Consider the following 12,182-nt stretch of genomic DNA (forward strand, 5'->3'; position numbering starts at 1 on the left):
TCCAATCTCTGAATTCTGTATAAAAATCACTACATTAGCTTTACAAAATATGATATATGATAGATAAGATCAACGTCAGGGTATACGCCTGTGTTGTAAAGGATAAAAAGGTCCTGACCTTATTTGAGGAATATGCAGGTGAACCTCTGATGAAATTCCCGGGAGGCGGACTGGAATTCGGTGAAGGGATTACAGACTGTTTACATCGTGAATTTGATGAAGAACTGAATGTAAAAATCGAAGTGGTAGAACACCTCTATACCCAGGAACACTTTCTGGTTTCCCGTTTCAGGGAAAATGAACAGCTGCTTACCGTTTATTATATCGTCAATATCCTTAACGAAGAAGATTTCCTGATCCTTGATCCCTGCATTGAAAAAACAGAATGGGTAGAGATCAGCAGGCCTGATAATCCTTTCTCCCTGCCGGTTGATAAAATTGTCTTTGAAAAACTGAAAGAAAAATTCCTGTAGACCAAAGCCTGCAGGAATTTTTTGTATTTGTATGTTACTTGTAAATTTTAAAGTCTTTCGAGCCCGGGTAAGGCTGCAGGTATCCGGAATTCCAGTTAGACTGCAGCAGGGATTCCAGGTATTGGTCTGTCCTGTTTACATGGGGATCATATTTTTCCTTAAGATCTATATCTGCCATTTTTCCTTTTACATTCCACCAGAAAGCACTCCATCCGCCTCTCAGTTCCTTAATAATTTCATATACGTTTTTTCCGGTTGCCCGGTTCATGAGTTTTGCAAATACCTGGCCTTCCGTTGTGGTAAGATCCCTCAGCTGTTTTTCGTACTGATCGGCCAGCATATTCTGTCTGTCCCGCACGTATTTTTTCTTCGCCTTACTGTCCATGTCATTCATATCCTTCTGGATATCCCTGTACTGCTGAAGTGCCGTTACGAATAAGGGATATACCCTGGACAGCTTTTTATTGAGGAAAAAGTAGTAATTCCTGTCAAGCTGGTTATTGAACTTGGGCTTGTTAAGCAGCACCAGCTCATCCATAACCACCACGGTTTCCCCATTAATTTCATACACCTTCATCTTCTGCTGTTCGTCGTAGTAATATTTTTTTCCGAACTCATCCGTTTTCAGCAGTTCCTGCGGGTATTGGCTCAGCGGAACGGCAATCACAGAATCCTTCTGACCGAAAACACTTATCCCCAAAAAGAAAAGAAAAAGACCTATAATCTTGTTAAATTTCATTATTTTTACACCTAATTATAACAAAAATTAAACGCAAAAATCATTCCTTTTTTATGAAATTTGATAAGAAATCTTTGAAATTTTTAGAAAAATATTTAAATACTTCATCCCCTACCGGTTATGAACATGAAGGCCAGAAAGTATGGATGGATTACATCAGGCCATATGTTGATGCCGTTGAAATAGACCATTACGGAACCTGCTACGGGATCATCAATCCGGAAGCTGAATTTAAAGTAGTGATTGAAGCCCATGCGGATGAAATTTCCTGGTATGTGAATTACATTACGGATGACGGACTGATCTATGTAATCCGCAACGGAGGATCCGACCAGACCATTGCGCCTTCAAAAGTAGTACATATCCACGGAGAGAAAGGAATTGTAAAAGGCGTCTTCGGATGGCCGGCTATCCATACAAGAGGAACCCAGAATGAACCTGTTCCGAAAATTGAAAATATCTTTATCGACTGCGGTGCCGTTTCCAAACAGGAAGTTGAAGATATGGGAATTTATATAGGATGCATGATTACCTATCCCGATGAATTTTTTGAAATGAATGACCGGTATTTTGTATGCCGCGCACTGGACAACCGGATCGGAGGGTTTATGATTGCCGAAGTGGCCAGGCTTTTAAGTGAAAATAAGAATAATCTCCCGTTCGGGCTATACATCACCAATTCCGTTCAGGAGGAAGTCGGTCTGTACGGTGCCGATATGATTGCGGACACCATAAAGCCCAATATCGCCATCATTACCGATGTTACCCACGACACCACCACCCCGATGATCGAAAAGAAGAAGGAAGGCGATCAGAAGTGCGGTGACGGGCCGGTAGTTTTCTTTGCGCCAAGCGTACATCACATCATCCGGGAACTGATCATCGAAACGGCTAAAACCAAAAACATCCCTTTCCAGAGAGCGGCTGCCAGCAGGGCAACCGGGACTGATACGGATGCTTTTGCCCATTCAAACGGCGGTGTGCCGAGTGCGCTTATTTCCCTGCCTTTGCGGTATATGCATACAACAGTGGAAATGGTTTCCAAGGAAGATGTAGGAAATGTAATCAAGCTTATTTATGAAACACTGCTGAGCATCCAGCCGGAAATGAAACTGAAGTATCATTAAAGATTATGAGAGGTCAGACAGCAGATACAAGACTTGATGATTGACATTAATAATTTTAATTCTGAAATCTGATATCTCTTATCTTAAAATCTTATAAAAAGTAAAAATGAAAACAAAGCTTATTGCTCCTTCCCTTTTAGCCGCAGACTTCGGGAACCTGCAGAGAGATATTGAAATGGTGAACAACTCTCAGGCCGACTGGTTCCATATCGACATTATGGACGGCAGGTTTGTTCCCAATATCTCATTCGGTTTTCCGGTGATGAAAACCGTTCAGCAGCATGCCAAAAAGTTTGTGGACGTACACCTGATGATCGTAGAGCCTGACAAGTATGTTGAGGAACTCATCAACCACGGCGCAGACCTGGTTTCTGTTCATTATGAAGCCTGTACGCACCTTCACAGGACCATCCACCATATCCAGAGCCTGGGCGCGAAGGCAGGTGTTGTCCTAAACCCTTCCACCCCGGTGCTGATGCTGGAAGATATTATTGCCGATCTGGACCTCGTGTTGCTGATGAGCGTAAACCCCGGATTCGGAGGCCAGAAATTCATAGAGAACACCTATAAAAAAATTGCTGAAACCAAAGATTTAATTTTAAGCAACAATTCCACCGCCCTGATTGAAATTGACGGCGGCGTAAACCTTGACAATGCCGCTAAATTATTTGATGCCGGTGCCGATGTCCTGGTTGCGGGAAATGCTGTCTTCTCTGCGGAAAGTCCGGAAAGGACTATCGAACTGCTGAAGATTTAATTTTTGGATCTGTTAACCGGATTTATTTGTCAATCAATTCTGTTATACTACATAAAAAGGCAGCTAAAAAATTTAGCTGCCTTATTCTTTCTGGAAATCTGAGCGTTTAACGGTTATTAGTTTTGAACATTTCAATGCTTAAATCTCCTGTTCTAATACTGATGTAAAGATGCGGAAAAAGCACATACCACACATCCGTATAAATACTGAATTTAACGATACCGTATTTCTACGGACTGTAATTTTTGCTGAAAGACTTCTGTTACCAATTTCAAAACCGTTTATAAGACCCTTCATTTAATTAATACGGATTCCATTTTTTAACAATCTGAACAGCGGTATGGATCATTTCCGGATCCCAGCCGTCCATCTTAAAATAATTGAATGCATAATTCGTGATCGTTTCGGGATCCTGAGCCTCAAATAAAAGCTTATTCAGATTTTTCTGGTCCTCAAAGAGCAGAAGGTTCTCCAGCGGATCCGTAAGAGTAGTATTTTTCTTTTTCCACTGATGCTGTACATCTTCTTTAGGCTCTGAATTATTTACGATCTGTCTTACTTTTTTAAAATCGCTTAAAAAACTCAGTTTATCAGATTCGGTTCTTACCGTATGCCCCAACCTTTCGATGATGATATATTTCAAACAGCTGCATCTTGATATGACCTCGGGCAGAATATCAAATAATTCCTGCGGAATATCACTGTCATGGGTATCTCTCCGGATCTTCCTGTCCTTGGTATAGATACTGTTTTCCCAGCTCCCGCCGGACAGGTGGATTTCCTGTACCTTCTCCAAGGGATAAAGATCAACCAGGTCCATGATCTCTATATTGAAATTTGAAGCCTGGCAATATATATTATGAAGGTCTAAAATCAGGAACCCGTTGATATCTTCAATTAACCGGTTCAGAAACACGCCCTGTTCTCTGACATCGTCAGGCGAAAAAGAAAAGGCAAGATTCTCAATGCCTATCGGAACTTCCACAACATCCTGAATGCGGAGAAGCCGGTCTTTCCCTATTTTTAAAATTTCAGGATGCAGGGGTACGGGTAACGGCACTCCCTGATGGAAGTTTTCCGTATTCATAAAGCCAAAATGTTCGGTAATATGATTGTAGCTGCGTCTCTCAGCTTCAACTTTAAGTTTCTGAAGCCATCCGGCCTGCCGTTCAGTCCATCTCGCATCAAATAACGAGTAATAGACGCCATGGCCCAGCAGCCTTTGGCTATCGGAATAAAAATCAAGCAGGTCACTGAGCCACTTTGGTTCATCAGTATCATAAAAGGTATCGAATGACCATTCCATAACATCAATTTCATTGCCTTCCAGCAACGGAAGGATGGCAGAAACAAAACCGGTTTCTGCCATCATTGATACGCCTAATAAAGGTTGTGCTTTCATTATCCCATTCCGCAGGCAGGACAATATCCGTGGCTCACGACAACAGTATCCTTTTTAGCAGTCGGCTGAGGGTTTTTTATCCTAGCAGCTTTAATTTTGCCAGACTTTTTTACTGTTTTTTTGGTTGTTTTTATAACAGGCCTGGTTGCCTGTGCTGTTACTGATACCGTAAACAGACTCGCCATCAATAGTGCCGGGATTTTCATATTCTTTTGTTTTTATTTATTATCTATTTGATACTACAACAACTATTCCTCAGGTCTCCGTTAAATATAAAAAACGTAAAATTGATATAAAACCGTAAACTTATTGTTGATTTTTAAAGATATGAATAATTATGGGCGTGTTTTATTTATCTGGAAAAATAATATCTTACAGATTATGATGGTTACGCTGATTTATTTTTTTTTATCTGATGAACATTGATCAGGAAGAAATTAGGAGCCCGTTTAAATGTAACTGAAAATATATGCTCCCGCAGATCAAGGCAATTATGCAGATCTGAATATCGATAGAAAATCTGCTGAACCTAATAAATCAGCTATAAAATGCAAAAGTATGATTTTGGAACAGGCTCTACGCAAATTAAAATAAGTAAATAAAAAATCCGGAGAAGTATTCAATCCCCGGATTCTGTATTTTAAAGCTGATGATTCTTAGAAAATCTCCCTTCCTGAAAAATGGAACTGGGCTTCGATAAGTGCGTTCTCATCAGAATCTGAACCGTGAACGGCATTTTCCCCGATACTTCTTGCAAACATTTTTCTGATGGTCCCTTCTGCAGCATCTGCCGGATTGGTAGAGCCGATTAAAGTTCTGAAATCTTCAACAGCGTTGTCTTTTTCTAAAACCGCAGCTACAATTGGTCCTGAACTCATGAAATCTACCAATTCTCCGTAAAAAGGTCTTTCTGCATGTACTTCGTAGAATTTTTTAGCATCAGCTACTGTAAGCTGAGTTAATTTTAAAGCTTTGATTTTGAATCCGCCTTCTGAGATTTTACCCAATATAGCACCGATATGCCCGTCTGCAACTGCATCAGGCTTAATCATAGTGAATGTAATGTTAGACATAAAATTTATATTTTTTTAATGGCGCAAAAGTACAAAAAAAATCCTTTCCTTCAGTTTAAATTAATTTTAACACAAAATAACACTTATTAACAATTGTTAACGTTAATTTTGGCACAAAATTTGTTATTATAGATTCGATTCTCATGTTTAATTTGAGTTTTCATGGTTATTAGTTTTTACCCAGCTTCGGCTGGGTTTTTTTATGCCTGGTTTTTAATACTGTTGTTTTGCTTAGTTAGTAGAAACAGAGATTCATCCTTAACACAAAATATGAAGAATAATGAGTGGATAATAGAAAGTTAAAGATTATTTCTGGGCTGTTTCTTCGGCCTCCTCCATCAGTTTGATGTAAGTAGCATACCGGGAATGCTGGATTTCACCTGTTTCCAAAGCATCAAGGACAGCACATTTCGGTTCATTGACATGCATACAGTTATGGAATTTGCATTCTTTCCTTTTTCTGAAAATCTCCGGAAAATAGTGCTGAACTTCTTCTTTTTTAATATCGATCATGGCAAATTCCCGTACGCCGGGCGTATCAATAACATTTCCGCCAAAATCCCAGAAGTGCATCTGTGCAAAAGTAGTGGTATGCTTACCTTTTAAGTGGGTATCTGAAATTTCAGAAGTTCTGAGGTTCAGGCCGGGCTGCAATGCATTCACCAATGTTGATTTCCCGCAACCGGAATGCCCGAAGAACACAGAAGTTTTATCTACTACAATATCCTGCAGCTGCTCCAGGTTTAATCTCGAATAGGATGAAATTTCCAGGGAATCATAGCCTATTTCCTGATACAGGAATTCGATATCTTTTACAATTTCGATTTCCTCTTCGTGCAGGACATCAATTTTATTAAAAAGAATAATCGGCTTGATATTATATGCTTCACAGCATGCCAGGAACCGGTCTAAAAAACCAAGTGAGGTTTCAGGATGTTTCAGGGTAAAAATAAAACAGGCGAGATCTATATTGGATGCAATAATATGGGCTTCTTTTGAAAGGTTAACCGATTTCCTGATCAGGTAATTCTTACGGGAATCAATTTTTGTAATCCAGGCTACATCGTCCTGCTCCAGCTGGAATTCCACAAAGTCTCCTACCGCAAGCGGATTCGTAAGCCGGGTTTTAATTAATTTAAATTTCCCGCGGATTCTTGCTTCAAAAACTTTACCGGATTCCGAATCCAAAACCTGGTACCAGCTTCCTGTGGATTTAATGACTTTTCCTTTCATATTGTAAGATCATACAAATATAAGAAATTAGGGCTTAGAAATAAGGGTAAAAAAATCCTTACTTCCAGGCCCTGTTTCCTTAACGCTTATCTGTTGATCATTATGTTGTTCTGAACTTCAATAGATTCTTCATGAATGGTTTTGAATACCCTTTCAATAAATTCCTTGGACATTCCTGTTTCCCCTGCCTTCTGGTCAGCATATTCACGGATTACTTTCCAACGCTCCGGCTGGAAAATCGCGATATCGTTTTCCTTTTTCAGCTTGCCGATCCGCTCTGAAATTTTCATTCTCTGGGAAAGAAGCTCAATCAGCTGGAAATCGATATCAGAAATCAACGTCCGGTGCCTGCCCATATCCCCTTCAAATTCAGCCAGATCCGTATTCCTGACTTTCAGGTTGCCTATCAATGCCGCCAGGACTTCAGGTGTGATCTGCTGCGCAGCATCGCTCCATGCTTCATCCGGATTGCTGTGGGTTTCAATCATTGCACCCTGGTACCCTACGTTCAGGGCTTCCTGTGTGATGTCTGCCAATCCGGTCCTGTTCCCGCAAATGTGGGAAGGGTCAATAATCATCGGAATATCCGGGAACTGGCTTTTAAAATCCAGGGCAATCTGCCAGTTCGGGTTGTTCCTGTATTTGGTCTTCTGGTACGTGGAGAAGCCTCTATGAATCACACCCAGTTTTTTAATATCCTGCCCCAAAAGCCTTTCCAGCGCTCCGATCCATAAAGCCAGGTCCGGATTTACCGGGTTTTTAACCAGAACCGTTTTATCTGTTCCTTTTAAAGCCATGGCTATCTCCTGAACGGTAAAAGGATTTACCGTAGAACGTGCCCCGATCCACAGGACATCAACATCTGCTTCCAGCGCAGCAAAAACGTGATGGGCATTGGCTACTTCTGTGGCAGTCTTAAATCCGTATTCTTCTTTTACTTTTTTCAGCCAGTTTAAACCGATAACGCCCACACCTTCAAATCCGTTGGGCTTTGTACGCGGTTTCCAGATTCCGGCACGGAAAACAGGTACCTGTGCATGGGTTTCCCTGATTCTTTTTGCCGTTTCCAGCATCTGGGATTCACTTTCCGCGCTGCAGGGCCCGGCGATCATCAATGGCTGCGGAAATTCATTGATCCAGTCGTTCTGTAATTCTTTTAAATCCATTATTTCTTTGTTTTTTTTGATTGGGTTGAGTTATATCCATAGGAACGGTATTATAAAATTACTTTATAATTCTTTTCAAAAAACACCGTTAAATTTAATTATTAAGGAAGCAGGAATTAGAAAGTGTTCGGTTATTCCTGTTTATTTTTTGGAAAGAAATTCAGTTAGCAGTACCAATAATAAAATTGATAATGGTTTCTGAAATTTCTGTAATAAGCAGATACAAAGCCGAAATGTCCGCTTAAAAAATTAGCGGATTGAAAAAGAGACACATATGGTTTTATTAAATTTTCCATTGCAGACCGCCTGTTTTCAGCTTTTCTGTCTATTTGTTTTGCCGGAACCGATTTTCCTGACGATTAATTATCTGACAAATATATAAAATTTATTTAATAAAGTGATTTTTGGATGATTTAATGCTGCTTACTTATCGCAAAGCAATATGATATCTGAACATTATTCTTAGAGCAATCTGCTTCCATCACATGTATACATCAATCTGATATTGTTGCACTAGGTTAAATCAAACCGCATCAGATCGTCAAGATCTTTAAGCAGCGGATTTTTTTCTGCGAATTTTTCAAAAATCTTTCTTTTGGTCATTACTTCTATCTTCAGGCTTTCCATGTCTCTGTGATAAAGGATTTCAATGGAAAAATTATGGACCTTTGTTTTAAAATGATTGAAGAATTCCCTGCTTATTTTATCAAATTCCGTCTTGGCAGAATCAGACGGAAACAGCACGGTAATCTGATGCTCATCAGATTTAACCATTTTGAATGTTTTAACCGCATTGAAAATAATGGTATTCTTTTTCTGAAGCTGTTTAAGGAACAGGCTCCACTCCATCTGCAGGTCTGTTTCGGTGAAATGGCTTTGCGGAAGGTCTTCGGTTTTTACAGGCTGTACCTCTTCATGCTGAGGCTGATCTTCTTTATTCAGAAAGCCATTAATGCTGAAGCCTGAAGAAACTCCCCGACTTGATAAAGGTTTTGTTGTCTTTTTAATTTCAGGTTCGGCAGGGGTACTCTGAATAATGGCCGGTTTTTCCTGGATAACGGCTTCCGGTTTTTTCTCCTGTGGTTTTTCAGTAATCTTTATTTCTCCGATGTCATTGACAGCCGGAGGTAATATTATGAATTTTTTTTTTTAGAAACGTCTGAGTGGGCGGTCAGCGAAGCCATTTGCATTAATGCAATTTCTACGGTAAGCCTCGGATTCTTGGAGTTTTTGTAATTGATGTCTGCATGGTTACAGATTTCAATGGCATCAATCAGCTGCTGGGCATTCCAGTTCTGCGCCTGCCGGACAAATTTAGCCTTGGTCTGCTCTCCTACTTCAATTAAATCAATAGTGGAAGGGTTCTGTGCCATCATCAGGTCCCTGAAATGGTTTCCGAGCCCGGCAATAAATATATGGGAATCAAAGCCTTTTTTTACGATCTCGTTAAATGCAAAAAGCACGTCAGGGATTTTATTTTCCTTAGCGAAATCGACAATTTTCAGATACTGGTCGTAGTCCAGGATATTCAGCACTTCCGCTGCTTTCTCCAGAGTAATATTCTTTTGGGAGAAGGTAGACAGCCTGTCGAAAATAGACAATGCGTCCCTTAAGGCACCGTCTGCTTTCTGGGCAATCAGGTAAAGGGCATCATCCTCATACTGAATCTGTTCTTTTTGGGCAATGATTTTCAGGTGTCCCTGGATATCTTCAATGGTAATCCTTTTAAAGTCATAAATCTGGCAACGGGACAGGATCGTAGGAATGATCTTGTGCTTTTCCGTGGTTGCCAAAATAAATATAGCATGCGCCGGCGGCTCTTCAAGGGTTTTCAGGAACGCATTAAATGCGGCAGAAGAAAGCATATGGACCTCATCGATAATATATACTTTATAGGTACCCACCTGCGGTGCAAAACGCACCTGGTCGATCAGTTCCCTGATATCATCCACCGAGTTGTTGGAAGCTGCATCCAGTTCATAGATATTATAAGCGAATCCGTCTTCTGAGACCGACCCGTCTTTTTCATTGATCTTTCTCGCGAGGATCCTTGCGCAGGTGGTTTTCCCTACGCCCCTAGGACCGCAGAACAACAGGGCCTGAGCCAGCTGGTTTTCTCTGATTGCGTGTTCTAAGGTATCTGTAATATGCGATTGCCCTACAACAGTGTCAAACTCCTGTGGACGATACTTTCTTGCAGATACAATAAAATTTTCCATTGCCCAAAAGTAAGAAATATAGTTCTAATCTGAAAACGAAAAGCCTTCAAATTATTCATAAAACTTATCTGACGGCCAATTGGAAAATTTTTCTTTTTATTTTTCTTCGTAGGCGAAATCAATAATTTCAACTATTGCTTTTTCAATTTCTTTTCTGCCTTCATCTGTTTTCAGGTCGATACCGCAGAACTTACTGGCATTGTATCCTGTATAAAGGTTCAGATAATAGGATCCTGAAACAAGAAGTGCAGCAATGGCACGGTACCTTGTCGATTTATCTTTAAAATGCGGGTCAATAATATTGGTAAAAAGCATTTCCCCGGTTTCTTCCCTGTCATCGGCTACTTTTTTCAGGATCGGCTTGCTTTCTGAAAGCCCCCACAGGATAATCTTCTGGAGCTCCTTGTTTCTTTTAACATGTTCAAACTGGTTCAGGATGGCTAATTTTGACAATTCCTTACCTCCGTCTGATATATCCACCTCAACACCTTCCTGGTTCATTTTGCTCCAGTAATCCTGAGATCTGATATACTCATCTATAAGTTTTTCGGTACTTCCGAAGTATTCATAGATCAGTTTTTTATCAAAACCCGCTACTGCCGCTATTTTGCTTACCTTTAATCCGGAATAACCTCTGGTCTTTAAAATTTTTCCTACTGCTGCCAGCAGTTTTTGTTTTGTTTTTTCTTTATCCCTTATCGGTCCCTGTACAACTTTTCTAGGCATTTTATTATTTTTTTGCAATATGCAACTTTTTATTGATATCCTCAAATGCATTGAGTGTTTTATCAAGATGTTCTCTTTCATGGGTGGCGGTAACACTCATCCTGATACGGGCATTTTTCCTTGCTACAGCAGGATAAATGATAGGATTTGCATAAATACCGTTATCAAGAAGCATTTTGCCTACATCTCCTGTAATATGCGGATCACCAATTTTTACGGGTACTACCGCCGAACAGGTAGTCCCGGTATCCAGACCCATATCATCCAGCCCTTTTTTAAAGTAATTGATATTTTCCCAAAGCTTTGCACGCCACTGCGGCTCCTCGTCTATGAGTTCAATAGCTTTGACAATACCGGTTGCGGAACCGGGAGGCGTAGTGGCGGAAAATATCTGCTGACGGGACTGGAACCTGATAAATTCAGCGAGCTTTGCATTGGTAATCACATAGCCGCCGAGATTACCGAAGGTCTTACTGAATGTCCCGGTAATGATATCAATTTTATCCAGTAGTCCCGGATCTTCAAGGGTGCCCCGGCCTGTCTTTCCTAAAATACCTACTCCATGCACATCATCCACCATTAAATAGGCATTGTACTTTTTTACGAGCTTATAAATTTCCTCCACGGGGGCAACATCCCCGTCCTGGGAGTACACACCGTCAATCACCACCAGTTTTGTGCGATACTGGTTTTCAGAAGTTTTTAAAATCTGCTCAAGGGCCTCAAGGTTATTATGCGGGAACGTTTTCCTGTTTGTCAGGATACATCCTTCATGTACACTGGCATGCACGGCCATGTCTAAAATGGCAATATCTTCTTTCTGCAGCAGGATCTGCAATGTAGCACTGTTGGCTGTATAACCTGTTGTAAAAATAACAGCTTCATCCTTTGTCCTTCCGAAAAAAGATGCTATGGTATTTTCCAGGTTATTGTGATAAGAATAATATCCTCCGATCAGCGGAGTGGCGGCAGTACCGGTCCCGAATTCTTCGATCCCTTCCATAGCCGCCTGCTTTACCTTGGGGTGTTGTGTAAACCCTAGGTAATCACTTGTCACGAAGCTTATGAATTCTTCTGTTACACTTTCCGCACCTACATTCATCACCGAACTGCAGCCCGTATTATTCTGCAGCCTGTAATGGTGGCGTCCGTTTGATTTCATGTATTCAAGGAAGTCAGAATAAATGTCTGCGCGCTTCATCATATCGAAGCCGGGAATATTTTCAAAATCCTTAAATGTTGCTGTTGAGAAATTGATGTTCATCCT

Annotated in this window: 13 protein-coding genes; 3 read left to right on the forward strand and 10 right to left on the reverse strand. The window is 40.6% G+C overall.

The window, feature by feature from the left end; genetic code table 11:
• Window positions 1-56 precede the first annotated feature (56 nt).
• Window positions 57-473 (forward strand): NUDIX domain-containing protein, encoded by a 417-nt coding sequence (locus SD427_RS10850; RefSeq protein ID WP_320557815.1) that lies wholly within the window; start codon window positions 57-59, stop codon window positions 471-473.
• 34 nt (window positions 474-507) lie between these two features.
• Here the strand turns inward: SD427_RS10850 and SD427_RS10855 are convergent, their stop codons facing one another.
• A complete protein-coding gene (locus SD427_RS10855) occupies window positions 508-1,212 on the reverse strand; it encodes a DUF4294 domain-containing protein (protein WP_320557816.1) in 705 nt (234 codons plus the stop codon).
• A gap of 53 nt (window positions 1,213-1,265) precedes the next feature.
• Between SD427_RS10855 and SD427_RS10860 the strand changes: the two genes are divergently transcribed.
• Together SD427_RS10860 and rpe are read left to right on the forward strand one after the other, a co-directional pair.
• Window positions 1,266-2,339 carry a M42 family metallopeptidase gene (locus SD427_RS10860; protein ID WP_320557817.1) on the forward strand — a complete coding sequence of 358 codons (1,074 nt, stop codon included), beginning with the start codon at window positions 1,266-1,268 and terminating at the stop codon, window positions 2,337-2,339.
• 106 nt (window positions 2,340-2,445) lie between these two features.
• On the forward strand, window positions 2,446-3,096 hold the full coding sequence (gene rpe / locus SD427_RS10865; RefSeq protein WP_320557818.1) for a ribulose-phosphate 3-epimerase: 651 nt from the start codon (window positions 2,446-2,448) through the stop codon (window positions 3,094-3,096).
• Between the two features lie 301 nt (window positions 3,097-3,397).
• Here the strand turns inward: rpe and SD427_RS10870 are convergent, their stop codons facing one another.
• From SD427_RS10870 to SD427_RS10910, 9 genes are all read right to left on the reverse strand, one after another.
• Window positions 3,398-4,498 carry a DUF692 family multinuclear iron-containing protein gene (locus tag SD427_RS10870; RefSeq protein ID WP_320557819.1) on the reverse strand — a complete coding sequence of 367 codons (1,101 nt, stop codon included), beginning with the start codon at window positions 4,496-4,498 and terminating at the stop codon, window positions 3,398-3,400.
• Window positions 4,498-4,704 (reverse strand): hypothetical protein, encoded by a 207-nt coding sequence (locus SD427_RS10875; RefSeq protein ID WP_320557820.1) that lies wholly within the window; start codon window positions 4,702-4,704, stop codon window positions 4,498-4,500. Before SD427_RS10875 ends, SD427_RS10870 begins: the two co-directional genes overlap by 1 nt.
• A 450-nt stretch (window positions 4,705-5,154) precedes the next feature.
• On the reverse strand, window positions 5,155-5,571 hold the full coding sequence (locus SD427_RS10880; RefSeq protein ID WP_129536993.1) for a nucleoside-diphosphate kinase: 417 nt from the start codon (window positions 5,569-5,571) through the stop codon (window positions 5,155-5,157).
• A 306-nt stretch (window positions 5,572-5,877) separates the two neighbouring features.
• Window positions 5,878-6,804 carry a ribosome small subunit-dependent GTPase A gene (rsgA, locus tag SD427_RS10885; protein ID WP_320557821.1) on the reverse strand — a complete coding sequence of 309 codons (927 nt, stop codon included), beginning with the start codon at window positions 6,802-6,804 and terminating at the stop codon, window positions 5,878-5,880.
• Between the two features lie 86 nt (window positions 6,805-6,890).
• Window positions 6,891-7,970, reverse strand: coding sequence for a chorismate mutase (locus SD427_RS10890; RefSeq protein WP_320557822.1), 1,080 nt, complete (start codon window positions 7,968-7,970; stop codon window positions 6,891-6,893).
• Window positions 7,971-8,483: 513 nt separating this feature from the next.
• The gene (locus SD427_RS10895) at window positions 8,484-8,819 is read right to left on the reverse strand and encodes a hypothetical protein (RefSeq protein ID WP_320557823.1); all 336 of its coding nucleotides are present in this window, start codon (window positions 8,817-8,819) and stop codon (window positions 8,484-8,486) included.
• Window positions 8,820-9,103: 284 nt separating this feature from the next.
• On the reverse strand, window positions 9,104-10,189 hold the full coding sequence (gene dnaX, locus SD427_RS10900) for a DNA polymerase III subunit gamma/tau (RefSeq protein WP_320557824.1): 1,086 nt from the start codon (window positions 10,187-10,189) through the stop codon (window positions 9,104-9,106).
• 96 nt (window positions 10,190-10,285) lie between these two features.
• A complete protein-coding gene (locus SD427_RS10905; RefSeq protein ID WP_320557825.1) occupies window positions 10,286-10,915 on the reverse strand; it encodes a TetR/AcrR family transcriptional regulator in 630 nt (209 codons plus the stop codon).
• Between the two features lie 4 nt (window positions 10,916-10,919).
• Window positions 10,920-12,179, reverse strand: a complete 1,260-nt coding sequence (locus SD427_RS10910) for an aminotransferase class I/II-fold pyridoxal phosphate-dependent enzyme (protein ID WP_320557826.1) — start codon at window positions 12,177-12,179, stop codon at window positions 10,920-10,922.
• Between the last annotated feature and the right edge of the window lie 3 nt (window positions 12,180-12,182).

Source organism: Chryseobacterium sp. JJR-5R (assembly GCF_034047335.1).
Taxonomy (GTDB): domain Bacteria; phylum Bacteroidota; class Bacteroidia; order Flavobacteriales; family Weeksellaceae; genus Chryseobacterium.